At 63.9% G+C, this 23,633-nt stretch carries 18 protein-coding genes and 1 pseudogene; 6 read left to right on the top strand and 13 right to left on the bottom strand.

What is annotated here, in order from left to right:
* The 9 genes from gmd to rfbB form a co-directional block, all read right to left on the bottom strand.
* Entirely contained in the window at positions 1-1,119 is a 1,119-nt protein-coding gene (gmd, locus tag CON77_RS03075; protein ID WP_101047667.1) for a GDP-mannose 4,6-dehydratase, read from the bottom strand.
* Positions 1,116-2,411: an MATE family efflux transporter gene (locus CON77_RS15075; RefSeq protein WP_198552248.1), complete on the bottom strand. Its 1,296-nt coding sequence runs from the start codon at positions 2,409-2,411 to the stop codon at positions 1,116-1,118. The genes gmd and CON77_RS15075 overlap by 4 nt, the downstream gene beginning before the upstream one ends.
* Positions 2,389-3,858, bottom strand: a complete 1,470-nt coding sequence (locus CON77_RS03065) for a mannose-1-phosphate guanylyltransferase/mannose-6-phosphate isomerase (RefSeq protein ID WP_101047665.1) — start codon at positions 3,856-3,858, stop codon at positions 2,389-2,391. The genes CON77_RS15075 and CON77_RS03065 overlap by 23 nt, the downstream gene beginning before the upstream one ends.
* Positions 3,859-3,966: 108 nt before the next feature.
* Complete coding sequence (locus CON77_RS03060) at positions 3,967-5,895, bottom strand: polysaccharide biosynthesis protein (RefSeq protein ID WP_101047664.1); 1,929 nt, start codon at positions 5,893-5,895, stop codon at positions 3,967-3,969.
* Positions 5,892-6,896: a hypothetical protein gene (locus CON77_RS03055; RefSeq protein WP_198552247.1), complete on the bottom strand. Its 1,005-nt coding sequence runs from the start codon at positions 6,894-6,896 to the stop codon at positions 5,892-5,894. The genes CON77_RS03060 and CON77_RS03055 overlap by 4 nt, the downstream gene beginning before the upstream one ends.
* A complete protein-coding gene (gene rfbC / locus CON77_RS03050; protein ID WP_101047662.1) occupies positions 6,850-7,407 on the bottom strand; it encodes a dTDP-4-dehydrorhamnose 3,5-epimerase in 558 nt (185 codons plus the stop codon). Before rfbC ends, CON77_RS03055 begins: the two co-directional genes overlap by 47 nt.
* An 8-nt stretch (positions 7,408-7,415) precedes the next feature.
* Positions 7,416-8,288 (bottom strand): glucose-1-phosphate thymidylyltransferase RfbA, encoded by an 873-nt coding sequence (gene rfbA / locus CON77_RS03045; protein ID WP_101047661.1) that lies wholly within the window; start codon positions 8,286-8,288, stop codon positions 7,416-7,418.
* A gap of 25 nt (positions 8,289-8,313) precedes the next feature.
* Positions 8,314-9,261: a dTDP-4-dehydrorhamnose reductase gene (rfbD, locus tag CON77_RS03040; protein ID WP_101047733.1), complete on the bottom strand. Its 948-nt coding sequence runs from the start codon at positions 9,259-9,261 to the stop codon at positions 8,314-8,316.
* A gap of 20 nt (positions 9,262-9,281) precedes the next feature.
* Positions 9,282-10,346 carry a dTDP-glucose 4,6-dehydratase gene (gene rfbB / locus CON77_RS03035; protein WP_101047660.1) on the bottom strand — a complete coding sequence of 355 codons (1,065 nt, stop codon included), beginning with the start codon at positions 10,344-10,346 and terminating at the stop codon, positions 9,282-9,284.
* Positions 10,347-10,479: 133 nt separating this feature from the next.
* Here rfbB and CON77_RS03030 point away from each other — a divergent pair, with 133 nt between their 5' ends.
* Positions 10,480-10,734 carry an acyl-CoA-binding protein gene (locus CON77_RS03030; RefSeq protein WP_101047732.1) on the top strand — a complete coding sequence of 85 codons (255 nt, stop codon included), beginning with the start codon at positions 10,480-10,482 and terminating at the stop codon, positions 10,732-10,734.
* A gap of 13 nt (positions 10,735-10,747) precedes the next feature.
* On the opposite strand, the gene CON77_RS03025 is transcribed toward CON77_RS03030, so the two are convergent.
* Positions 10,748-12,835 carry a molybdopterin-containing oxidoreductase family protein gene (locus tag CON77_RS03025; protein ID WP_101047659.1) on the bottom strand — a complete coding sequence of 696 codons (2,088 nt, stop codon included), beginning with the start codon at positions 12,833-12,835 and terminating at the stop codon, positions 10,748-10,750.
* A gap of 85 nt (positions 12,836-12,920) precedes the next feature.
* Here CON77_RS03025 and CON77_RS03020 point away from each other — a divergent pair, with 85 nt between their 5' ends.
* On the top strand, positions 12,921-14,129 hold the full coding sequence (locus CON77_RS03020) for a M20 aminoacylase family protein (protein WP_101047658.1): 1,209 nt from the start codon (positions 12,921-12,923) through the stop codon (positions 14,127-14,129).
* Here the strand turns inward: CON77_RS03020 and CON77_RS03015 are convergent.
* The 3 genes and pseudogenes from CON77_RS03015 to CON77_RS15460 form a co-directional block, all read right to left on the bottom strand.
* Positions 14,090-14,878, bottom strand: a complete 789-nt coding sequence (locus CON77_RS03015; RefSeq protein ID WP_101047657.1) for a type III pantothenate kinase — start codon at positions 14,876-14,878, stop codon at positions 14,090-14,092. The two genes, CON77_RS03020 and CON77_RS03015, sit on opposite strands and share 40 nt — an antisense overlap.
* Positions 14,879-14,936: 58 nt before the next feature.
* Positions 14,937-15,410 carry a rhodanese-like domain-containing protein gene (locus CON77_RS15465; RefSeq protein ID WP_439650510.1) on the bottom strand — a complete coding sequence of 158 codons (474 nt, stop codon included), beginning with the start codon at positions 15,408-15,410 and terminating at the stop codon, positions 14,937-14,939.
* 138 nt (positions 15,411-15,548) lie between these two features.
* Positions 15,549-16,061, bottom strand: a pseudogene (locus CON77_RS15460) (MBL fold metallo-hydrolase); the annotation flags it as partial.
* Between the two features lie 230 nt (positions 16,062-16,291).
* Here CON77_RS15460 and CON77_RS03005 point away from each other — a divergent pair.
* From CON77_RS03005 to icmF, 4 genes are all read left to right on the top strand, one after another.
* Positions 16,292-17,410 carry a TRAP transporter substrate-binding protein gene (locus tag CON77_RS03005; RefSeq protein WP_232788384.1) on the top strand — a complete coding sequence of 373 codons (1,119 nt, stop codon included), beginning with the start codon at positions 16,292-16,294 and terminating at the stop codon, positions 17,408-17,410.
* Positions 17,411-17,478: 68 nt separating this feature from the next.
* On the top strand, positions 17,479-18,111 hold the full coding sequence (locus tag CON77_RS03000; protein WP_101047654.1) for a TRAP transporter small permease subunit: 633 nt from the start codon (positions 17,479-17,481) through the stop codon (positions 18,109-18,111).
* Positions 18,108-20,108 carry a TRAP transporter large permease gene (locus tag CON77_RS02995; protein WP_101047653.1) on the top strand — a complete coding sequence of 667 codons (2,001 nt, stop codon included), beginning with the start codon at positions 18,108-18,110 and terminating at the stop codon, positions 20,106-20,108. Before CON77_RS03000 ends, CON77_RS02995 begins: the two co-directional genes overlap by 4 nt.
* Before the next feature lie 141 nt (positions 20,109-20,249).
* Entirely contained in the window at positions 20,250-23,543 is a 3,294-nt protein-coding gene (gene icmF / locus CON77_RS02990; protein WP_101047652.1) for a fused isobutyryl-CoA mutase/GTPase IcmF, read from the top strand.
* Positions 23,544-23,633: the final 90 nt, after the last annotated feature.

Below are 23,633 nucleotides of genomic sequence, written 5' to 3'. Positions count from 1 at the left end.
TCAGTTTTCTATCGAAACCACGACATTGTGCCCATGTGCCTTGAGCAGGGCATGGCGCTGCGCGGCCTTCAGGTCTTCTGACACCATTTCGGCGCACATGTCATGCACGGTGATTTCGGGCACCCAGCCGAGCTTTTCTTTGGCCTTGGTGGGGTCACCTAGCAGGGTATCCACCTCGGTGGGGCGGAAGTAACGCGGGTCCACACGCACCAGCACGTCGCCTACCTTCACTGCAGGGGCTTTGTCGCCTTCTACAGCCTGCACTACGGCGTGCTCATCAATGCCATAGCCGTCAAACCGCAAAGTGATGCCCAGTTCACGGGCTGACCATTCGATGAACTGGCGCACGCTGTACTGCAGGCCTGTGGCAATGACGAAGTCTTCAGGCTGGTCCCGCTGCAGCATCATCCACTGCATGCGCACGTAGTCTTTGGCATGGCCCCAGTCGCGCAGGGCATCCAGGTTGCCCATGTAAAGGCAGGTCTCCAACCCTTGTGCAATGTTGGCCAAGCCACGGGTGATTTTGCGGGTGACGAAGGTTTCACCCCGGCGCGGGCTTTCGTGGTTGAAGAGGATGCCGTTGCAGGCGTAGAGACCATAGGCTTCGCGGTAGTTCACCACGATCCAGTAGGCATAGAGCTTGGCCACCGCGTACGGGCTGCGGGGGTAGAAGGGGGTGGTTTCCCTCTGTGGGGTTTCCTGCACCAAGCCATACAGTTCGCTGGTGGATGCTTGGTAGAACCTGGTTTTCTTCTCCAAGCCCAGAATGCGAATAGCCTCCAGCAGGCGCAGGGTGCCCATGGCGTCCACATCGGCCGTGTACTCGGGCGACTCGAACGACACCGCCACGTGCGACTGAGCGCCCAAGTTGTATACCTCGTCTGGCTGCACCTCTTGCAAAATGCGGATTAGGTTGGAGGTATCGGTTAAGTCCCCGTAATGCAAGCGGAAATGGGCGTTTTCCACATGCGGGTCTTGGTAGATGTGGTCAATCCGCTGAGTGTTGAACAGCGACGCCCGGCGCTTGATGCCGTGTACCTCGTAGCCTTTGGCCAGCAGGAATTCGGCCAGATAGGAACCGTCTTGGCCGGTGATACCAGTAATAAGTGCTTTTTTCAACAAAACTTTCTCCTGCGACTCAATAACAAGCCAAACATCAATGACATCTCAGCAACCACCAGTGAAATAGCCGCACCCTTTAGACCAAGTAACGGAAGTAAAACAGAAATCAGAAATAAGCACAGCAACCCAAAGGAGACCCTCATTTTAACAAAATCCACATACTTACAATCCAAAATATAGTAAATCTCCATCACTACGTTAGGAAATCTGAATACAAAGTAAGCCGACGCAACCGAGAGAATAATCACGCCCTCATCATAACCCAAAGGATAAATTCGAGAGAAAAAGAAATAAGCAAAAACCTGATAAACCAAAGACACCAGCAAACCAAGGCAGCTCATTAGAAATATTTGCTGGCGGTGCGACCATATTTTCTCGCCACGAGAAAGCCTTGGCATGTACAACGACCATAGGACACTCACAGCTATTTGCCCCACACCCATAAATGCCATCGCAGCAGAATATACACCCAAGCTTTCAGCCCCCAACCCCCACTGAATCACAAGCTTATCAGCACCAAAGTACAGGAAGAAAGAGAAAAATGAAATGCTATATAAGCCCCAGCCCCTCCAATCCAACAAAACCCTCTTTAAATCAATAATTAAATTTTTCTTGCTCAAACCAGAAAAAAAATCAAAGGAACCCAACCATGAAGCATAAACAACTAACGAAGAAATTGATCCAACAAGCAACGCCAACACTAGATTATCAAAAGTTAAAAAAATCAAGATTTTCAACAAAACAGGAAGCGGCCTAACAAATACCTCCAACGCTGAAAACCTTGTCAACCTATTATCTGACTGATAGCTGTAGTACAAAGACTTATGAATTACGCCGAGTGCGTAAGCCTCCAGAACAAGAACCGCAAACAACAAAAAACTCCCGCCGCCGTAAATCACGAGAGGCACTTGAATTGCCAATATTATCAAAAATACAAAAGAGGAAACACCAAGCAAACAAGATGCACTCGCATAACCCGCAAGCAATCCATCTTTACTTAAGAAATAATCTTTTAACCCAAGATCAGAAAACCCAACAAGCAAGGAAAAAAACACCAACACATACGAAAAATCTCCAAAATACTTAACATCCACACCCTTCGCTACAATGATCAAAAATAGCAAACTAGACAAGGGCGCCAATATCATTGGCATTGACACTACAAAGATTTTTTTTAATTCTTTTGCAATCAAAGAAAATACCTCCAGGCACTCCTGGCAACCCATGAAATAAAACGGAAGCAAATAGAAGGAAACAAGCGGGATTTCATTTCCGGCGCCCATATGCATCTTGCAAGCGCACGATGTCGTCTTCGCCCAGGTAACTGCCAGATTGCACCTCGATGATCTCTAGTGGAATGCTCCCGGGGTTGGCCAACCGGTGAACTTCACCCAGAGGGATGTAAGTGCTCTGGTTCTCCGTTAAGAGCTGTGTTTCGCTGCCACGGGTAATTTCGGCGGTGCCTTTCACCACCACCCAATGCTCCGCGCGGTGGTGGTGTTTTTGCAGGCTGAGGCTGGCGCCGGGATTGACCTGGATGCGCTTGACCTTGAAGCGCTCACCTTCGTCTACGCTGTCGTACCAGCCCCATGGGCGTCGTACTTTGCGATGCGCTGAGTACTCTTCGCGCTGTGATTTTTGCAGTTGGGCAACGATGTGTTTTACATCCTGGCTTCGTGCTTTGTCGGCCACCAACACGGCGTCAGGGGTTTCCACCACGATAAGACCGTTCACGCCCACCAGGCTGACGAGGCGGCTCGTGGCGTGCACCAAGTTGTCTCTGCTGTCTGTGGTCAACACATCCCCCACGTGGGCGTTGCCATATTGGTCTTTGGGCAGCACGTTCCAGACGGCATCCCAGGCGCCCAAGTCATTCCAGCCCGCGTCCAGCGGCACCATGTGGATGGGGAAGGTGCTGCCTGGGCAGTGTTCCATGACGGCGTAGTCCACCGACTCGGCTGGAATGGAGGCAAATTCCGACTTCCTGGGACGCACGAAGGAAGTGCTGAGGTTTGGGTCTGTGTGGCGATGGTGCCAGGCCCGCGCTGTGGCTTGGTGAATGTCGGGCCGGAAGTGCTCGAGCGCCTTGAGCCAGACCGAGGCCTTGAGGACAAACATGCCCGCGTTCCAGAAGTAACCCCCCTCATTCACATAGGCTTGTGCAATGGCTACATTGGGCTTTTCCACAAAGCGCTTCACGGTGTGAGTGACCGCCGTAGTACCTGCTGGGACATCACCTTTTTCGACTTGGATGTAGCCATATCCGGTTTCGGGCCGGCTGGGGGTGACACCCAAAACGACAATGCTGCCTTGAGCGGCTTGTTCTATTGCACTTTGTATGGCAGAGATGAAGGCAGCAACATCCTTCACGGTTTGGTCTGCCGGGGCGACAACCAGAACAGGATCCTCCCCATTTTGGATGGCAGCATAAGCTGCGAGAGTGAGGGCGGGAGCGGTGTTGCGACCCACAGGCTCCAGCAAAGCAGACCCGAGGGGAATATTCCCCTCTCGCAGTTGCTCAGCGGCAAGAAAGCGATGTTCTTCCCCGGTGACGATGATAGGGGCAGCCACTTGAATGGAACTATTGCCCACACCCATCAAGCGCTTTGCCGCCTGCTGGAACAGACTCTCATCCCCCGTCAGACACAAGAACTGTTTAGGAAATCCCGTGCGCGACAGGGGCCATAGGCGAGTGCCTGAACCGCCACAAAGAATGACAGGAACCGCGTTAATCATTGAGATGGTCTGATGCGTTAACTTGTAATTTGTGTGGGCACGCTACCGCCCTGCCGTACAGCGCACAACATCAAAAAATCGAACCCGCGGCGGTGCCTGAGCACAGGCTCAGGCGGTGCGTTGCTGTTCGTGAACCCAGACGTGGTCCACCACCCCTTCGGCTGGCTGGTAGCCGCTGACGCATTGCGCCAGCAGGGCCTTGAGGGTGGGGACGTCGTGGTGCTGGGCGGCTTGCTCGATGCGTTGCAGCAAAGGTTGCAAGGCCGACCAGGGCAAAAATTCTTCGTGCGCCTTGAGGATGCGCGGGTGCTGCGTGGGCGTAGGGTTGTCGCCGATGAGCAGCTCTTCGTACAACTTTTCGCCAGGACGCAGGCCGGTGGTGACGATCTCGATGTCACCGTGGGGGTGTTGCGAGTCGCGCACGGTGAGGCCAGAGAGTTCGACCATGCGGCGGGCAAGGTCTTGGATGCGAACGGGCTCGCCCATGTCGAGCACGAACACATCGCCCCCGCTGGCCATGGCACCGGCCTGGATGACGAGCTGGGCGGCCTCGGAGATGGTCATGAAATAGCGGGTAATGTCCGCATGGGTGAGCGTGACGGGCCCACCCTGCTGAATTTGCTGCCGGAACAACGGCACCACCGAGCCGCTCGAGCCCAGCACATTGCCAAACCGCACCATGCACAGTGTGGTGGCTGACTGGGGATGCGCGGCGTGCAGCGATTGCAGCACCAGCTCGGCCAACCGCTTGCTGGCACCCATGATGTTGGTAGGGCGAACAGCTTTGTCGGTGCTGATGAGCACCATTTCCTGCACCTGGGCCACCATGCATTCCTGGGCTACTACCCAGGTGCCCCACACGTTGTTGAGCACGCCCTGCAGCGGGTTGTGCTCAACCATAGGCACGTGCTTGTAGGCGGCGGCGTGGTAAACGGTCTGCGGCCGCCATGTATGCAACACACTGCGAATGCGCGCAGCGTCTTGCACGGACCCCAGCAAGGCAATCACCGGGCATGGCGCCTTGGGCAAGAGTTCCTGTTCGATCTGGTACAACGCGTATTCGCTCACATCGAGCAGCAGCAAGGCCTTGGGCTGACAAGCGAGCACCTGGCGCGCGATTTCGCTGCCGATGCTGCCCCCCGCCCCGGTGATGAGGACCACCTTGCCGTGCGTGTTTCGGTTGAGCAGCAAGCCGTACGGTGGCACAGGGTCGCGGCCCAACAGGTCTTCAATGTCGAGCTCGCGCACGTCACTCAAGGTGACACGGCCACTGGCGAGATCAGCCAAAGCGGGCAAGGTGCGAACGAGAACGGGGTACGACTGGAGGGCGTTGAGGATCTCGTTTTTGCGCTGGCGGCTGGCAGAAGGCAGGGCCAGAAGGACCTCGTCGGCCTGGGTCTTGGCCAACACTCGATCGAGTTGAGCGGGGTTGAAAACGCGCAGGTTGTCCAAGGTATGCCCGTGGAGGCGGGCATCGTCATCGAGGTAGCCCACCACCAACTGCTGGCTGGACCGAGCCATGGCGGCCGCGATCTGGCGGCCGGCCGAGCCGGCGCCATAAACCAGCACGCGCGGCACGCCGTGGCGTGCCTTCCGCGAGGCACGGTAAGTGCTGTCGAGCAACACGCGGGCGAACAAGCGCGCGATCACCATGAACAACAACAAGGTGACCGGTTGCGCCACGCCCACCGACCTGGGCACCCCAGGCACCAGCTTGGCCACGGTGACCAGCGAGACAAAAACGGCGGCGTAAACCAACCACACCTTGCCCAGCGACATGAGGGCGTTCCAGCCCGTGTACCTGAAGATGGCACGGTAGGTGCCCGCCAATGCCAGCAACGGCAGCAGCAAGAGCACGGACAGTGCCGAGGTGCGCCAGAAGACGCTGTTCAGTGGGTACCAAATTTCAAGCCGAAGGCTGAGCGACAGCCAGACGGTGAACAGGCACAGCGCCACGTCCAACACCATGACCAGCAACTGCTTGAGCAGCCTGGGCCAGACCAACACCCCCTGCAACACAGAGGGCGAGAGTCTCATGCCACGCTCCTCTGCCGGGTCAAGGCCAGGCGTATGCGCTGGATTTTTTCAAGCGCGGCCGGATCGGCCTGGGCGTTGCGCCAGGACTGCCGAACAAACACCCAGAGCAAGAGGACAAAGCCTGCAACCAGGCCACTGAGCACAGTGATGAGTGCGCGTTTGGGCTTTGCAGGTTGCTGGGGCAAGGTGGGCGGCACCAAAACCGAATCGGCAGGCAGGCCTTGCAGGCGGGCTTGCTGCTCGGCCACAGAAGCCGACAAAGCCGTGATGGCTGCCAGCACATTGCCGTACGCGCTGGCGGCCTGGGGGCCAGATGCGCCTGCAGACGAAATTTGTTGCGCCAGGGAGGCCTCGATGGCACGGGAACGCTCCAGCGTGGCCATGTCGCGTTGCAAATTGGCTTGCAGCGTTGCAAACTCATCGCCTTGGGGGCGGCTCTGCGCCAGCAAAGCGTCAATCACGGCCTGGAGCGTGGCTTGCGCCGCCGGGGCATTGGAGGCAGAGACTTCCAGACTGATGGAAGGCGAGTTGCGCACGACGGAAGCCTTGACCGTGCCACTTGATGAGCCACTGGCTGCCTGCGCTTGGAGGCCTTGGGCTTCGGCCGCAAAGCCCGTTTGTGCCAGTGCACTGGCAGCACCGCTGAGCGTGGCAGCGGATGTGGCCAGCTGTGCCACCTCTGCGGGACTGAACAGCGGAACCTCTTTGCCGCCTACAACCAACAAGCGCTCGCCATGGAGTACGGCCTTGCTTACATAGGTGGGCTGAAAAAAACCAGCAGCTACAAAACCTAAAACAGCAGCCGAACAAGAACCCAAGACCAAAAGCCAGAAGTTTTCGGCAACGACAAGAAGCAAATCGAGCAGGCTGATTTCGTCATCGACCACGGACGCCGATGCACAATTTTCTACGGTTGAACTCACGTTTTCTTGTCCTTTCCCTCCCGGCATTGTCTCACCGATAGGGCAGGAATTGATCGCCCCAACCTGGTGCAGCGGCATCTTTTTCTGCCAGGATGGGCTGGCCCTGCAAGGGCCAGGCAATGCCCACCTGCGGGTCGCTCCACAGCAAACTGCGCTCGTGCTGGGGGTACCAGTAGTCAGTAGTTTTGTAGAGGAATTCGGCCGACTGGCTCAAGGTCAGGAAGCCATGCGCAAAGCCCGGCGGCACCCACAGCTGCTTGTGGTTGCTGGCGCTCAGCACCTCGCCCACCCACTGGCCGAAGGTGGGGCTGCTTTGGCGCAGGTCCACCGCCACGTCGAACACCTCGCCCTGCACCACCCGCACCAGCTTGCCCTGGGGGTGCTGAATTTGGTAGTGCAGCCCGCGCAGCACGCCCCGGGCGGATTTGCTGTGGTTGTCTTGCACGAATTGCACGCCTTGCAGGCCGGTGGCTTGCTCGAAGTCGCGCTGGTTGAAGCTTTCGAAGAAGAAGCCGCGGGCGTCGCCGAACACTTTGGGTTCGAGCACCAGCACTTCGGGGATGGCGGTGGGGGTGACGGTGTAGGGCATGGCAAACTTTATTTGAGCAAACCCAGCAGGTACTGCCCGTAGCCGTTCTTGGCCAGGGGCTGCGCGAGCCGTTGCAATTGTTCGGCACCGATCCAGCCGTTGCGCCAGGCGATTTCTTCCGGGCAGGCAATCTTCAAGCCCTGGCGCCGCTCCAGCGTGGCAATGAACTGCCCCGCGTCCAGCAGGCTGTCGTGGGTGCCAGTGTCCAGCCAGGCGTAGCCGCGGCCCATGGTTTGCACGTTCAGCTGGCCTTGCTGCAAATAGGCTTGGTTGACGCTGGTGATTTCCAATTCACCCCGCGCGCTGGGCTTCACGGCCTTGGCGATATCCACCACCTGCGGGTCGTAAAAGTACAGGCCGGTGACGGCGTAGTTGCTTTTGGGTTGTTTGGGCTTTTCTTCGATGCTGATGGCCTGGCCCTGGGCGTTGAATTCGACCACGCCGTAGCGTTCGGGGTCTTGCACGTGGTAAGCGAACACGGTGGCACCGGTGGTTTGCGCATCGGCCGCCTGGAGAAGCGGCTGGAAGTCGTGCCCGTAGTAGATGTTGTCGCCCAACACCAGCGCGCTGGAGGCGTTGCCGATGAAGGGCTCGCCAATGATGAAGGCCTGGGCCAGCCCGTCGGGGCTGGGTTGCACGGCGTACTGCAGGTTCATGCCCCACTGGCTGCCGTCGCCCAGCAGTTGCTGGAAACGGGGCGTGTCTTGCGGGGTGCTGATGAGCAGCACATCGCGCATGCCCGCCAGCATGAGGGTGCTGAGCGGGTAGTAGACCATGGGCTTGTCGTACACCGGCAGCAGCTGCTTGCTGATGGCCAGGGTGGCGGGGTGCAGCCGGGTGCCGGAGCCCCCGGCGAGGATGATGCCTTTGCGTGCGGTCATGTTCGAGTTTCTCCCTGTCAAAAATTCACAGAATTTCGGCCAGCAGCCGGTCCACCCCTTGCTGCCACGGCGGCAGGTGCAGACCGAAGGTGGCTTGCAGCAAGGTGGTGTTCAGGCGCGAGTTGTGCGGGCGCCGCGCGGACGTGGGGAAGGCGCTGGTGGGCACGGGGGCCACGTCCTGAACCGTCCAGTCGGCCTCGGGCCGCAGGCGCCGGGCCTGGGCGATGACGTGGTTGGCGTAGCCGTGCCAGGTGGTTTCACCCGCCGCGGCCAGGTGGTAGGTGCCTTGCCCTTCACCGGTGTGCAGCAGGTGGCGGATGCAGTGAGCGGTGACGTCGGCGATGAGTTCGGCCCCGGTGGGCGCACCGAACTGGTCGGCGATGACGGTGAGGCGTTCGCGCTCGCGCGCCAGGCGCAGCATGGTTTTGGCAAAGTTGCCGCCACGCGCTGCATACACCCAACTGGTGCGCAGGATGAGGTGCTGGCGTCCGGCCTGCAGGATGCGCTGCTCACCCTCGAGCTTGGTGAGGCCGTAGGCGTTGAGGGGGCCGGTGGCATCGCCCTCTTGCCAGGGGGTGTGGCCGCTGCCGTTGAAGACGTAGTCGGTGCTGTAGTGCACCAGCCAGGCCCCCACGGCGTGCGCGGCCTGGGCCAGCACGCCCGGGGCCTCGTCGTTGATGCGGCGGGCCAGGGCCACGTCGGACTCGGCTTTGTCCACGGCGGTGTAGGCGGCCGCGTTGACGATGACGTGCGGGCGCAGGGCATGGACCGTGCGGGCCAGGCCAGCCAGGTCGGTGAGATCGCCGCACAAGGGCTGGTCCAGCAGGGGCAGGCCCTGCCACGCGGGCAGGTGGGTGGCTTGCTGGGGTGTCAAGCCCTCGCGGTCCAGCGCGATGACGTGGCCCAGCGGTGCCAGGCTGCGTTGCAGCTCCCAACCCACCTGACCGTTTTTGCCCAGCAGCAGGATGCGCAGGCCCGGCTCGCCCCCTGCGCTCATGCGTCGGCTCCGTATTGCCGACTCACCCAATCGCGGTAGCTGCCGCTTTGCACGTGCTGCACCCACTCGGGGTGGGCCAGGTACCACTGCACCGTCTTGCGGATGCCGGTGTCGAAGGTTTCGGCCGGCTTCCAGCCCAGTTCGCGTTCGATCTTGCGCGCGTCGATGGCGTAGCGCCGGTCGTGGCCGGGGCGGTCTTGCACATGGGTGATTTGCGCTTTGTAGCTGCTGCCGTCGGCCTTGGGGCGCAACTCGTCGAGCAGCGCGCAGACGGTGTGCACGATCTCGATGTTGGGCTTTTCGTTCCAGCCGCCGACGTTGTAGGTTTCGCCCAGGCGGCCGGCCTCCAGCACACGGCGGATGGCGCTGCAGTGGTCTTGGACGTAGAGCCAGTCGCGCACCTGCAGGCCATCGCCATAGACCGGCAGCGGTTTGCCGGCCAGGGCGTTGACGATCATGAGCGGGATCAACTTTTCGGGGAAGTGGTAGGGCCCGTAGTTGTTGCTGCAGTTGGTGGTGAGCACCGGCAGGCCGTAGGTGTGGTGCCAGGCGCGCACCAGGTGGTCAGACGCGGCTTTGCTGGCGCTGTAGGGGCTGTTGGGTTCGTAGGGGTGGGTTTCGGCAAAGGCGGGGGCTTCTTGGCTGAGGGTGCCGTAGACCTCGTCGGTGCTGACGTGCAGGAAGCGGAAGGCGGCTTTCTCGTCTGCGGGCAAGGCGGACCAGTGGGCGCGCACGGCTTCGAGCAGGCGGAAGGTGCCGACGATGTTGGTCTGGATGAAGTCTTCCGGGCCATGGATGGAACGGTCCACGTGGCTTTCGGCGGCGAAGTGCAGCACGGCGCGCGGACGGTTTTCGGCCAACAGGCGGTCCACCAAGGCGCGGTCGCCCAGGTCGCCCTGGACGAAAAGGTGGCGTGCATCGCCCTGCAGGCTGGCGAGGTTTTCCAGGTTGCCGGCGTAGGTGAGTTTGTCCAAATTGACGACGGGCTCGTCGCACTGGGCCAGCCAGTCGAGCACGAAATTGCTGCCAATGAAGCCGGCGCCGCCGGTGACGAGAATCATGCGAAAACCCCTGAGTTGTTGGACGAAGCGAGCGAATTATCGATGAGGCGACAGGCGATGCGGGCCGGCGGGCGGCCGAATGGCCGGGGAATAGGCACAATGGATGTCTGTTGTGTTTGCCCCCTTGACCCGCATGTCCGACCTGAAAACCGCTTTTGAAGCCGCCGTGTCCGCCACCCAGGAGCTGACGCAGCGCCCCGACAACCAGACCCTGCTGAAGATTTACGCCCTGTACAAGCAGGCCACCGAGGGCGACAACACCGCCACCAAGCCGGGCTTCACCGACCTGGTGGGCCGCGCCAAGTGGGACGCCTGGGCCCTGCTCAAAGGCACCAGCGCCGACGAAGCGATGCAGCGCTACACCGAGCTGATCGACACGCTGGAATAAACGGCCGCGCCGCTCAGGCCGGCGCCACCTCCACCAGACAGTCGTAGAACGTGGGCGCCCGGCCCAGGTCGGTCAGGCGCTGGCTGGTGAGTTCGTTCACGTTGGTGCCATTGAGCCCCAATTTGCGCCACCAGATGCCCAGCCCGTTGACCACGCCAGGGCGGGCCCGTTCGCTGACGCGGGCGGCGCACACGTAGCTGCCGCGGTCGTTGAATACGCGCACAGTGCTGCCGTCGACGATGCCACGGTCGGCGGCATCGGCCGGGTGGATTTCCAGCAGCGGCTGGCCTTCGGCGTCGCGCAACGACTGCACGTTGACGAAGGTGGAGTTGAGGAAGTTGCGTGCCGGCGGCGAGATCATGGCCAGCGGGTAGCGCGGGTCGCTGCCCGGCGCCTCGTGGTTGGGCAGCACCTCGGGCAGGCCGTCCAGCCCCTGCGCGGCCAGGCGTTCGCTGAAGAATTCGCACTTGCCCGAAGGCGTGGGGAAGCCGCCCTGGGCGAAAGGCGCCTCCGGCAGCGGCAGGGTGACGAAACCGTCGCGCAACAGGGCATTGAAGTCCACCGCGTCGCCGTAGGCCTGGCGACACAGGGTTTCGTCGTCGTCCTGGAAGCAGGGGTCGGTGTAGCCCATGCGGCGTGCCAGTTCGCGGAAGATGTGCGTGTTGGGCCGTGCCTGCCCCACCGGGGCGATGGCCGGGCGGTTCAGCAACACGTCGGTGTGGCCGTAGCTGGCGTGCACATCCCAGTGCTCCAGTTGGGTGGTGGCGGGCAGCAGGTAATCGGCGTAATCGGCGGTGTCGGTCTGGAAGTGCTCCAGCACCACGGTGAACAGGTCGTCGCGGGCAAAGCCCTGCACCACCTTAGACGATTCCGGCGCCACCGCCACCGGGTTGCTGTTGTACACCACCAGCGCCTCGATGCGCGGGCCGAATTCGGCCGAGGTGGACCGCAGCAGGTCGTCGCCGATGGTGCTCATGTTGACCACGCGCGGCTGCGCTTGACCCGAGGCGGCGAACAGATCGGGCCGCTGCAACACCTGGCGCTGCACCGGAAACGCGCCGGAACTGCTGAGCAGCAGCCCCCCGGCCCGGTGGCGCCAGGCCCCGAGCACGGCCGGCAGGCAGGCCACCGCCCGCACCGCGTTGCCGCCGCCGCGCACCCGCTGCATGCCGTAGTTCAGGCGGATGGCCACCGGCGTCTGCTGCTCAAAGCAGGCGCCGATGTCGCGCGCCAGCGCCTCGATCTGCGCCACCGGCACGCCACAGACCTCGGCCGCGCGCGCCGGTGGCCATTGCAGTGCCCGTTCGCGCAACTGCGGCCAGCCCACCGTGTGCTGCGCCAGGTAGGCGTGGTCCACCCAGCCGTGCTGGACGCAGGCGTGGATGAGCGCGTAGGCCAGTGCCGCGTCGGTGCCCGGCCGCAGGGCGATATGTTCGTGGCACTTGTCGGCGGTTTCGCTGCGGCGCGGGTCGATGCACACCAGCCGGGCGCTGCGGCGCTTGGCCTCCTGCGCGTGGCGCCAGAAATGCAGGTTGCTGCCCACCGAGTTGCTGCCCCAGATGAGGATGAGGCGCGATTCGGCGAAATGCTCCACCCGCATGCCCTGTTTGGTGCCCAGGGTGTACTCCAGCCCGGCCGCTCCGGCCGAGGCACAGATGGTGCGGTCCAGCCACGAGGCGCCCAGGCGGTGGAAAAAGCGCGCGGCGATGCTCTCGCCCTGCACCAGCCCCATGGTGCCGGCGTAGCTGTAGGGCAGGATGGCACGCGGGTCGCGCGCGGCGATGGCCTGCAGGCGGGCGGCGATGTCGTCCAGCGCTTCGTCCCACGACACCGGCTCGAACCGCCCGGCGCCCTTGGGCCCCACCCGCTTGAGCGGCGTCAGCAGCCGTTCGGGGTGGTGGGTGCGCTCGTGGTAGCGCGACACCTTGGCGCAGAGCACGCCACCGGTTTGCGGGTGGTGGGGGTTGCCCTGCACCTTGACAGCCACACCGTTCTGCACGGTAGTGACGAAGGAGCAGGTGTCGGGGCAGTCGTGCGGGCAGGCACCGACGACGGTGCGGACACCGGTTTCAGGGACGGCAGGGGTGGCAGTGAAATCCATGCGACCATTGTGCGACACGCGTGCCCACCCGAACAAAGCGGCGGGTTTTCGTTAACATGGCCGTTCCACGCGAGAGAGACCGGCCATGAACCTGAACGACTCCATCCTGGCGCAAACCGCCGAGCTGACCCGTCTGCGACGCGACCTGCACGCCCACCCCGAGCTGTGCTTCCAGGAGGTGCGCACCGCCGACACCGTGGCCACCAAACTGGCCGAATGGGGCGTCGAGGTGCACCGGGGCCTGGGCAGCACCGGCGTGGTGGGCGTGGTGCACGGCCGCGACGGCGGTGCCTGCGGCCGCGCCGTGGGCCTGCGCGCCGACATGGACGCCCTGCCCATGACCGAGCTCAACACCTTCGCCCACACCAGCCGCCACGCCGGGCGCATGCACGCCTGCGGCCACGACGGCCACACCGCCATGCTGCTGGCCGCGGCCCAGCACCTGGCCCGGTACCGCGACTTCGACGGCACCGTGGTGCTGATCTTCCAGCCGGCCGAAGAAGGCGGCGGCGGCGCTCGCGAGATGATCAAGGACGGCCTGTTCGAACGCTTCCCCGTGGAAGCGGTGTTCGGCATGCACAACTGGCCCGGCTACCCGGCCGGCAGCTTCGCCGTCAGCCCCGGGCCGGTGATGGCCTCGAGCAACGAGTTCAAGATCGTCATCCGCGGCAAGGGCAGCCACGCCGCACTGCCCCACAACGGCATCGACCCGGTGCCCATCGCCTGCCAGATGGTGCAGGCCTTCCAGACCGTCATCACCCGCAACAAGAAGCCGGTGGACGCGGGCGTGATCAGCGTGACCATGATCCACACCGGCGAAGCCACCAACGTGGTGCCCGACAGCTGCGAGATCCAGGGCACGGTGCGCACCTTCACGCTGGAGGTGCTGGACCTGATCGAACGGCGCATGCGCGAGATCGCCCAGCACACCTGTGCGGCTTTCGGCGCCAGCTGCGACTTCGAGTTCGAGCGCAACTACCCGCCCACGGTGAACAGCCCGGCCGAGGCCGACTTTGCCCGCCAGGTGATGCGCGAGGTGGTGGGCGACGCGATGGTGCTGGCGCAGGAGCCCACCATGGGTGCGGAAGACTTTGCCTACATGCTGCAGGCCCGGCCTGGGGCCTACCTGTTCATCGGCAACGGCGACGGTGCGCACCGCGCCGGCTACGAAGGCGGCGGCCACGACGCCGGGCCCTGCACCCTGCACAACCCGCGCTACGACTTCAACGACGCGCTGATTCCGCTGGGCGGCACTTACTGGGTGGAACTGGCCACGCGCTGGCTGAAGCGCTGATGCGCGATGGCCAGCAGGCCATCGAAAATCAGGCTGTCCACCAGTTCGAACGACACCGTCATGCTCGGGGCCATCTTCCAGCCGGCACCGCCGGTCATGATGCAGGCCGGCTCCTCGCCGGTGTGCTGGCGCAGGTTGTCGACCATGCGCTGCACCGCCCCGGCGATGGCAAAGGTGCCGCCGCTGGTGAGCGCGTCGCTGGTGTTGGTGGGGAAGTTGCAGACCTCGCCGGTGGGCACGTGCAGGCCGGCGGTGCCGGACTCCAGCGCCCGCAGCATGATGCCGTGGCCCGGCAGGATCAGCCCACCCAGGAAACGGCCATCGGCGTCAATGGCTTCCACCGTGACGGCGGTGCCGACCATGACCAGCACGCAGGGCCGGCGCTGACCGCGGGCCAGCAGGCGCTGGCGCGCCCCGATCATGGCCACCCAGCGGTCGGAGCCGAGGCGCGAGGGATGGTCGTAGCCGTTGCTCAGGCCCGCCTCGGCAGCGCTGGACACCACCCATTGCGGCGCCACGTCCCACAGTTCCAGCTGCTCCTGCACCCGGCGGCGCACCGCGTCGCCGGCCACCACACAGCCCAGCACGTGGGTGGGGGGGCGCAGGCTGCTCCAGTCGCCTTCGGCCAGGGTTTCGATGTTTTCCAGGAACTGCACGCCGTGCGCGAGCATGCGCGCGCCCACACCGGGCGCCTCGTACAACGCCCACTTGAGGCGCGTGTTTCCCACATCCAGTGCCAGCAAAGTCATGTACGGATGATAGCGGGGGCGGTTTCGGTAGAAACCCGGTGGCGGTTTGAGCAGACGCTCAGTTCTGGCGCCAGGGCAGGCCGTGGAAGCGCCAGCCGCCGCGCTGGCCGCGGTGGGCGTCGCCGTCGGGGTCGCCTTCAAAGCCTTCGAGGATGTTGTAGGCCTCCAGCCCCAGTTCGGTGGCGCGTTTGGCCGCAGCGATGGAGCGCACCCCGCTGCGGCACAGCAGCACCAGCTTGTGGCCACCGGCGGCCGCAGCTTGCAGGCCTGCGTCAAAAGCCGGGTTCATGGCCATGCCCGGCCATTGCTTCCAGGCCAGCGCCACCGCGCCGGGCACAAAGCCCACCCACTCGCGCTCGGCGTCGGTGCGCACGTCCACCAGCACGGCCTGGCCGGCTTGCACCCATTGCCAGGCCAGGGGCGCCGGCACGTCCCCGGCGTAACCGGCGGCGGCGCGCGGCACCTGCAGCAGTGCGCCGTCCACGTCGTGGCGCAGGCCTGAGCTGAGGTTGGCCGGCACGGCCTCGTCCATGCGCTTGGGGCGTGGCAGGTGCAGCTTGTTCATGAGTGCCACGAATTCGTCGCGCGTTTTGCCGGCCACGCGGGCGTTGCCGGCCTTTTCCTGGCCGATGCTGGAATGGGTGCGGCCCTGGTAGTCGTGCCCGGGCCAGACGGTGGTGTCGTCGGGCAGGCGGAACAGCACCTCGGTCAGGCTGTGGTACAGCGCCTCGGGACTGCCGGACTGGAAGTCGGTGCGGCCGCAGCCGTTGATGAGCAGGGTGTCGCCGGTGAACACGTGGCGCTGGCCACCGGCCTCCCACGTGTAGCACATGCTGCCGGCGGTGTGGCCCGGGGTGGCCAGGGCACACAGGGTGTGCGCGCCAAAGCGCAGGGTGTCGCCGTCCTGCAACTGGCGCGCCGCGGTGGTGATGCCGCACGCGGCCGGTGCTGCGGTCTGGGCGCCGGCGTGTTCGGCCAGCTTGCCGGCGCTGGTGATGTGGTCGGCGTGGGCATGGGTTTCCACCGTCCAGACCAGGCGCAAGCCGTAATCGCGCAGCACGGCCAGGTCGCGCTCCAGCTGCAGATCCACCGGGTCGATGATCAAGGCCTCGCGCGTGGCCACGTCGAACAGGACGTAGGTGTAGGTGGAGGAATCGGGGTCGAACAGCTGGATCGGACGCATGCGGGGCCTCGCTCAGGGGGTGCGGACCCCGATGATAAAGAAAGTCGGCCACGCCCCACCCCAATGACGATTTTTGGCGCGGCGTTTGAAATTTTTTCCATCGCCCCCCGTCTCCCTAGAGGCGCAGCACAAAACCGGCGGCAGAGGTGTCTCGGAAAAGACCCCATATCGGTATAAACCCCCGTCGGCAGTCTGCATGGCGGCACCACAACCCCATGGAGACATTGACCGTGACCGCTCCCGCTCAGCCCAACTCCCGCCGCAAACTGCTCAAAGGCGCCGCCGTGGCCGCCGGGGCCATGTCGGCACCGATGATTGCATCGGCCCAGACCACCACCCTGCGCTTCCAGAGCACCTGGCCGGCCAAGGACATCTTCCACGAGTACGCCAACGACTTCGCCAAGAAGGTCAACGACATGGCCGGTGGCCGCCTGAAGATCGAGGTGCTGCCCTCCGGCGCGGTGGTGCCGGCCTTCCAGTTGCTGGAAGCGGTGAGCAAGGGCACGCTGGACGGCGGCCATGGCGTGATCGCCTACTGGTACGGCAAGAACTCGGCGCTGGCGCTGTGGGGTTCCGGCCCGGCCTTCGGCATGGACCCGAACATGGTGCTGGCTTGGCACAACTACGGCGGCGGCAAGGAGCTGGTGGCCGAGATCTACAAGAGCCTGAACATGGACGTGCAGAACTTCCTGTACGGCCCGATGCCCACCCAGCCGCTGGGCTGGTTCAAGAAGCCGGTGGCCAAAGTGGAAGACATGAAGGGCCTGAAGTTCCGCACCGTGGGCCTGGCCGTGGACGTGTTCACCGAAATGGGCACCGCCGTCAACCCGCTGCCGGGTGGCGAGATCGTGCCGGCGCTGGACCGCGGCCTGATCGACGCGGCCGAGTTCAACAACGCCTCGTCCGACCGCGTGCTGGGCTTCCCCGACGTGGTGAAGAACTGCATGCTGCAGAGCTTCCACCAGAGCGGCGAACAATTCGAAATCCTATTCAACGGCCCCAAGTACCGCGCGTTGCCACAGGAACTGCGCTCCATCATCGACTACGCGGTGCAGGCCGCCAGCGCCGACATGAGCTGGAAAGCCATCGAGCGCAACTCCAAGGACTACGGCGAGCTGAAGAAGCAGGGCGTGAAGTTCTACAAGACCCCCGACGCCGTGCTGCGCGCCCAACTGGCCGCCTGGGACAAGACCATCGCCAAGAAATCGGCCGAAAACCCGATGTTCAAGAAAGTGCTGGACTCGCAAAAGGCCTTTGCCCAGCGCGCCGGCCAGTGGCAGAACGACTACATGGTGGACTTCAAGATGGCCTACAACCACTACTTCGGCAAGGGTGCCAAGAAGGGCTGAGGCCAACGTTGTGACGCATCTCGCAGGGGCACAGGCGTGCCCCTGCCTTGTTTTTGAGGCGACCCAAAATGCAAAACCTGTTGCTGGCGGTGGACCGGCTGTCCACCTGGATCGGCCAATTGGCTGCCTGGACGGCGGCCATCCTGACCCTGCTGATTTCCTGGGAAGTCTTTTCCCGCTACATGCTGAACACGCCGCACGCCTGGGTGCTGGACATGCAGATCATGCTCTACGGCACCCTGTTCATGTGCGCCGGGGCCTACACCCTGTCGAAGAACGGCCACGTGCGCGGCGACGTGCTCTACGGTTTTTTCCAGCCGCGCACCCAGGCCGCCATCGACCTGGCGCTCTACATCGTGTTTTTCCTGCCCGGCATCATCGCCCTGACCTGGGCCGGCTGGAATTTCGCGCAGGACTCGCTGGCCATCAAGGAGCAGACCTTCTCGGCCGACGCCCTGCCGCTCTACCCCTTCAAGTTCGTGCTGCCGCTGGCCGGCGGCATCCTGCTGTTGCAGGGTCTGGTGGAAATCGTGCGCTGCGTGATCTGCCTGCGCGAGGGCGCCTGGCCCGCGCGTGAAGAAGACGTGGAAGAGGTGGACGTGGACAAATTGAAAGACATGGTGCACGTGAAAGACGCCGACATCGAGGCGCTGGACCGCTTCGTCACCCAGCAAGGCGCACAGAAAGGCGGCCAGGCATGAAAATCCGCAAAGAACTCTGGTTCGGCTTCAGCCTGATGGGGCTAATCCTGAGCGCCGCGCTGGCCATGATGCTGAGCGTGGACACCATGACCAACGGCCACTACGGGCTGTTGATGCTGTCGCTGGTGGTCGTCGCCATCATGCTGGGCTTTCCCACCGCGTTCACGCTGATGGGCATGGGCATGCTGTTCGCCTTCTTCGCCTACCACTCGGGCGACCAGTCGGCCATCGGCGCGGTGACGCAGACGCTGGACCTGATGGTGCAACGCGCCTACTCGGTCATGAGCAACGACGTGCTGATCTCGATCCCGCTGTTCGTGTTCATGGGCTACCTGGTGGAACGGGCCAACCTGATCGAGAAGCTGTTCAAAAGCCTGCACTTGGCCCTGGCCAGCGTGCCGGGCTCGCTGGGCGTGGCCACACTTGTGACCTGCGCCGTGTTCGCCACGGCCACCGGCATCGTGGGCGCGGTGGTGACGCTGATGGGCCTGCTGGCCATGCCGCAGATGCTGCGCGCCGGCTACGACGTGCGGCTGACCGCCGGCGCCATCACCGCGGGCGGCTGCCTGGGCATCCTGATCCCACCGTCGGTGCTGCTGATCGTGTACGGCGCCACGGCCGGCGTGTCGGTGGTGCAGTTGTACGCGGGCGCCTTCTTCCCCGGCATCATGCTGGCGGGCCTGTACATCGTCTACGTGATCCTCATCGCCAAGCTCAAGCCGCAATGGGCGCCGCCGCTGACCGCGGAACAGCGCTTCGTACCGCTGCCGCCACCGCTGCTGAAGATCGGCGCCCAGGGCGGCGCCTCGGCCCTGGCCGGCCTGGTCAAAGCCCTCAAAGGCCGCAACAACGCCGCCGTGCCCACCGGCTACCTGCTGCGCCAGCTGGGCATTGCCCTGCTGCCGGCGGTGCTGTTCGCCGTGGTGGCGCTGGCCAGCTACCAGTCCGTGACCCGGGTGGTGGTGGAAGAGAACTACAGCGAACTGCAGGCCATGGGCGAGGGCGCGGCCGAATCGGGCAGCACCGAAGAAGGCGGTCTGAGCGAGCCGCCGGCCGCCGAAGACGGCCTGGCCACCCCGCCCGACGACAGCAGCGACAGCCTGAGCCCTCCCCCGGGCGCCGAGGCCGGTGCCGCCGTGGCCGAGCCCGCGGGCAGCGACAGTGCCGCGGCACCGGCTGCACCCACCGAAGCGGCAGCCAACACCCCGCCCGCGGCCGAAACAGCCCCTGCCGCCACCAGCCAGCCGGCGCCGCAGAGCTACTGGATCGGCCTGGGGGCCGGCGCGGTGGCCCTGGCCGCGTTCTACGCCGTGCTCAGCTTCACCCGGCTGGAGGTGTTCAAGATGCTGCTCTCCAGCTTCTTCCCCCTGCTGGTGCTGATCCTGGCGGTGCTGGGCTCCATCGTCTTCGGTCTGGCCACGCCGACCGAGGCGGCGGCGGTCGGCGCCTTCGGTGGCTTCCTGCTGGCGGCGGCCTACAAGCAGCTCACCTTCAGCGTGGTCAAGGAGTCGGTGTTCCTCACCGCCAAGACCAGTGCCATGGTGTGCTGGCTGTTCGTCGGCTCGGCCATCTTCTCGGCGGCGTTCGCGCTGCTGGGCGGACAGGAACTGGTGGAGACCTGGGTGCTGTCGATGAACCTCACGAAGACCGAGTTCCTCATCCTCAGCCAGGTCCTCATCTTCATCCTGGGCTGGCCGCTGGAGTGGACCGAGATCATCGTGATCTTCATGCCCATCTTCATCCCGCTGCTGGACAACTTCGGGGTGGACCCGCTGTTCTTCGGCCTGCTGGTGGCGCTGAACCTGCAGACCGCCTTCCTCAGCCCGCCGGTGGCCATGAGCGCCTTCTACCTCAAGGGTGTGGCGCCCAAGCACGTGACGCTGAACCAGATCTTCGCGGGCATGCTGCCGTTCATGGGCATCCAGGTGCTGGCCATCGTGCTGCTGTACCTGTTCCCGGGCATCGGCCTGTGGCTGCCCGAAGTGCTCTACAAGTGACGCATTCCCTTCCCCTCACAGGGCGCTTCGGCGCCCTTTTTTGTGGATTGCGGTTAAGATTGACGTTTACGTAAACGTAAAGCAAGCCTGGGCCTTCAAAATCCAGGTTCATCGCCCACAACAGCCCAGGAGACCCGCGACATGACCAACCTGTCCGCCGAATTCAAGGCCCTCGCCGAGTACCGCCCCACGCACAAGGTGCGCTTCGTCACCGCCGCCAGCCTGTTCGACGGGCACGACGCGGCCATCAACATCATGCGCCGCATCCTGCAGAGCATGGGGGCCGAGGTGATCCACCTGGGCCACAACCGCTCGGTGGACGAGGTGGTGACGGCCGCGCTGCAGGAAGACGCGCAGGGCATCGCCATCAGCTCCTACCAGGGCGGGCACGTGGAGTACTTCAAATACATGGTGGACCTGCTCAAGGCACGGGGCGGCGCGCACATCCAGGTGTTCGGCGGCGGTGGCGGGGTGATCGTGCCCAGCGAAATCCGCGAATTGCACGACTACGGCGTGGGCCGCATCTACAGCCCCGAAGACGGTCAGCGCATGGGCCTGGCCGGCATGATCGGCGAGATGGTGATGCGCTGCGACCAAGACATCTCGGGCTACGCGCCAACGTCCATCACCGCCATCCAGGGCCAGACCGAGAGCGCCTGGCGCGCCTTGGCCCAGCTCATCACCGTGCTGGAAAACGGTTCGGCCGACGCGGGCCTGGTGGAGCAACTGCGCGCCGCGGCCCAGACCACCCAGGTGCCGGTGCTCGGCATCACCGGCACCGGCGGCGCGGGCAAGTCGTCGCTGACCGACGAACTGATCCGCCGCCTGCGCCTGGACCAGGACGACGAACTGCGCGTGGCGGTCATCTCCATCGACCCGTCGCGCCGCAAATCGGGCGGTGCCCTGCTGGGCGACCGCATCCGCATGAATGCCATTTCGCCGTGGCAAAAAGGCAGCCGCATCTACATGCGCAGCCTGGCCACGCGCGACTTCGGCTCCGAGATTTCCGCCGCCCTGCCCGACGTGGTGGCGGCCTGCAAGGTGGCCGGTTTTGACCTGGTGATCGTCGAAACCTCCGGCATCGGCCAGGGCGATGCCGCCATCGTGCCGCACGTGGACGTGCCGATGTACGTGATGACGCCCGAATTCGGTGCGGCCAGCCAGCTCGAAAAGATCGACATGCTGGACTTTGCCGAGTTCGTGGCCATCAACAAGTTCGACCGCAAGGGCGCCAGCGACGCGCTGCGCGACGTGGCCAAACAGGTGCAACGCAACAAGGAAGCCTGGGGCACCCCGACCGAGCAGATGCCGGTGTTCGGTACCATGGCCGCCCGCTTCAACGACGACGGCGTGACCGCGCTCTACCAAGCCCTGAAGGTGCGTCTGGCCGACCTGGGCCTGCGGTTGCAAGAAGGCCGCCTGCCGCGCGTGACGGTGCGCCACAGCAGCAACCAGACCCCCATCGTGCCGCCGGCGCGCACCCGCTACCTGGCCGAAATCGCCGACACCGTGCGCGGCTACAAGAAGAAAGCGCTGCAGCAGGCCCGGCTGGCGCGCGAGATCCAGCAACTCTACGCCAGTGCCGAGATGCTCAAGGTCGGCAAGGCGCACCGCCCCAAGGCCGCCGAAGCCGTGATCGACCTGGCCCAGGCGCGCGAACTCGACCAGGACCCCGCCGCCCGCAAACTGCTGGCCCAGTGGCCCGACATGCAGCAGGCCTATGCCGGTGACGAGTACGTGGTGAAGATCCGCGACAAGGAAATCCGCACCCAGCTCACCCACACCACGCTGAGCGGCAACAAGATCCGCAAGGTCGCCTTGCCGCAGTACGAGGACCACGGCGAAATCCTCAAATGGCTGATGCTGGACAACGTGCCCGGCAGCTTCCCCTACACCGCGGGTGTGTTCGCCTTCAAGCGCGAGGGCGAAGACCCGACCCGCATGTTCGCCGGCGAAGGCGACGCCTTCCGCACCAACCGCCGCTTCAAGATGGTGAGCGAAGGCATGCCGGCCAAGCGCCTGTCCACCGCCTTCGATTCGGTCACGCTGTACGGCGCCGACCCGGACCCGCGCCCGGACATCTACGGCAAGGTCGGCAACAGCGGCGTGAGCATCGCCACGCTGGACGACATGAAGGTGCTGTACAGCGGCTTCGACCTGTGCAACCCCACCACCTCGGTGTCCATGACCATCAACGGTCCGGCCCCGAGCATCCTGGCGATGTTCATGAACACCGCCATCGACCAGAACCTGGACAAGTTCAAGGCCGACAACGGCCGCGAGCCCACCGACACCGAAGCCGAAAAAATCCGCGAATGGGTGCTGGCCAATGTGCGCGGCACGGTGCAGGCCGACATCCTGAAAGAAGACCAGGGCCAGAACACCTGCATCTTCAGCACCGAATTCAGCCTGAAAGTGATGGGCGACATCGCCCAGTACTTTGTGCACCACGACGTGCGCAACTTTTACTCGGTGTCCATCAGCGGCTACCACATCGCCGAAGCCGGGGCCAACCCGATTTCACAGCTGGCGTTCACGCTGTCCAACGGCTTCACCTTCGTGGAAGCCTATTTGGCGCGCGGCATGCACATCGACGACTTCGCGCCCAACCTGAGCTTCTTCTTCAGCAACGGCATGGACCCGGAGTACACCGTGCTGGGTCGGGTGGCGCGGCGCATCTGGGCCGTGACCATGCGCGACAAGTACGGTGCCAACGAACGCAGCCAGAAGCTCAAGTACCACATCCAAACCAGCGGCCGCTCGCTGCATGCGCAGGAAATCCAGTTCAACGACATCCGCACCACGCTGCAGGCGCTGATCGCGGTGTACGACAACTGCAACAGCCTGCACACCAACGCGTTTGACGAGGCCATCACCACGCCGACCGAAGACTCGGTGCGCCGCGCCATGGCGATCCAGCTCATCATCAACCGCGAGTGGGGCCTGGCCAAGAACGAGAACCCGAACCAGGGCGCCTTCGTCATCGACGAGCTGACCGAATTGGTGGAAGAAGCCGTGCTGCGCGAGTTCGAGCGCATCGCCGAGCGCGGCGGCGTGCTGGGCGCCATGGAAACCGGCTACCAGCGTGGGCGGATTCAGGACGAGTCCATGCACTACGAAATGCTCAAGCACACCGGCGAGTACCCCATCATCGGCGTCAACACCTTCCGCAACCCCAAGGGCGACGAGGTGCTGGAGAGCCTGGAACTGGCGCGTTCCACCGAAGACGAAAAGCAGAGCCAGCTCACGCGCCTGGCCGACTTCCACCGCCGCCACGCCGATCGGTCACCGGCCATGCTGCAGCGCCTGAAAGACGCGGTGATCGACAACCGCAACGTCTTCGAGGTGCTGATGGACGCGGTGCGGGTGTGCAGCCTGGGGCAGATCACCCAGGCCCTGTTCGAAGTGGGTGGCCAGTACCGGCGCAACATGTGAGCGCCCAAATGGCACCAGAAAGGGGCGTGGCCGCGGCTATAGTCGTTCGGTGACCCTGCCGACGACACCCCTTTCGCCCCACGCGGGCAA

Source organism: Macromonas nakdongensis, assembly GCF_002837145.1.
Classification (GTDB): Bacteria; Pseudomonadota; Gammaproteobacteria; order Burkholderiales; family Burkholderiaceae_C; genus Macromonas_B; species Macromonas_B nakdongensis.
Note: the sequence above shows the minus strand (reverse complement) of the source record. Positions and strands in the feature narration are given on the sequence as shown.

Excerpts from the sequence above, each read along its gene's own strand:
- CON77_RS15075 (WP_198552248.1), bottom strand. The coding sequence starts at position 2,411 with ATGCATATGGGCGCCGGAAATGAAATCCCGCTTGTTTCCTTCTATTTG.
- CON77_RS03065 (WP_101047665.1), bottom strand. The coding sequence starts at position 3,858 with ATGATTAACGCGGTTCCTGTCATTCTTTGTGGCGGTTCAGGCACTCGC.
- CON77_RS03060 (WP_101047664.1), bottom strand. The coding sequence starts at position 5,895 with ATGAGACTCTCGCCCTCTGTGTTGCAGGGGGTGTTGGTCTGGCCCAGG.
- CON77_RS03055 (WP_198552247.1), bottom strand. The coding sequence starts at position 6,896 with ATGCCGCTGCACCAGGTTGGGGCGATCAATTCCTGCCCTATCGGTGAG.
- rfbC (WP_101047662.1), bottom strand. The coding sequence starts at position 7,407 with ATGCCCTACACCGTCACCCCCACCGCCATCCCCGAAGTGCTGGTGCTC.
- rfbA (WP_101047661.1), bottom strand. The coding sequence starts at position 8,288 with ATGACCGCACGCAAAGGCATCATCCTCGCCGGGGGCTCCGGCACCCGG.
- rfbB (WP_101047660.1), bottom strand. The coding sequence starts at position 10,346 with ATGATTCTCGTCACCGGCGGCGCCGGCTTCATTGGCAGCAATTTCGTG.
- CON77_RS03030 (WP_101047732.1), top strand. The coding sequence starts at position 10,480 with ATGTCCGACCTGAAAACCGCTTTTGAAGCCGCCGTGTCCGCCACCCAG.
- CON77_RS03025 (WP_101047659.1), bottom strand. The coding sequence starts at position 12,835 with ATGGATTTCACTGCCACCCCTGCCGTCCCTGAAACCGGTGTCCGCACC.
- CON77_RS03020 (WP_101047658.1), top strand. The coding sequence starts at position 12,921 with ATGAACCTGAACGACTCCATCCTGGCGCAAACCGCCGAGCTGACCCGT.
- CON77_RS03015 (WP_101047657.1), bottom strand. The coding sequence starts at position 14,878 with ATGACTTTGCTGGCACTGGATGTGGGAAACACGCGCCTCAAGTGGGCG.
- CON77_RS15465 (WP_439650510.1), bottom strand. The coding sequence starts at position 15,410 with ATGGACGAGGCCGTGCCGGCCAACCTCAGCTCAGGCCTGCGCCACGAC.
- CON77_RS03000 (WP_101047654.1), top strand. The coding sequence starts at position 17,479 with ATGCAAAACCTGTTGCTGGCGGTGGACCGGCTGTCCACCTGGATCGGC.
- CON77_RS02995 (WP_101047653.1), top strand. The coding sequence starts at position 18,108 with ATGAAAATCCGCAAAGAACTCTGGTTCGGCTTCAGCCTGATGGGGCTA.
- icmF (WP_101047652.1), top strand. The coding sequence starts at position 20,250 with ATGACCAACCTGTCCGCCGAATTCAAGGCCCTCGCCGAGTACCGCCCC.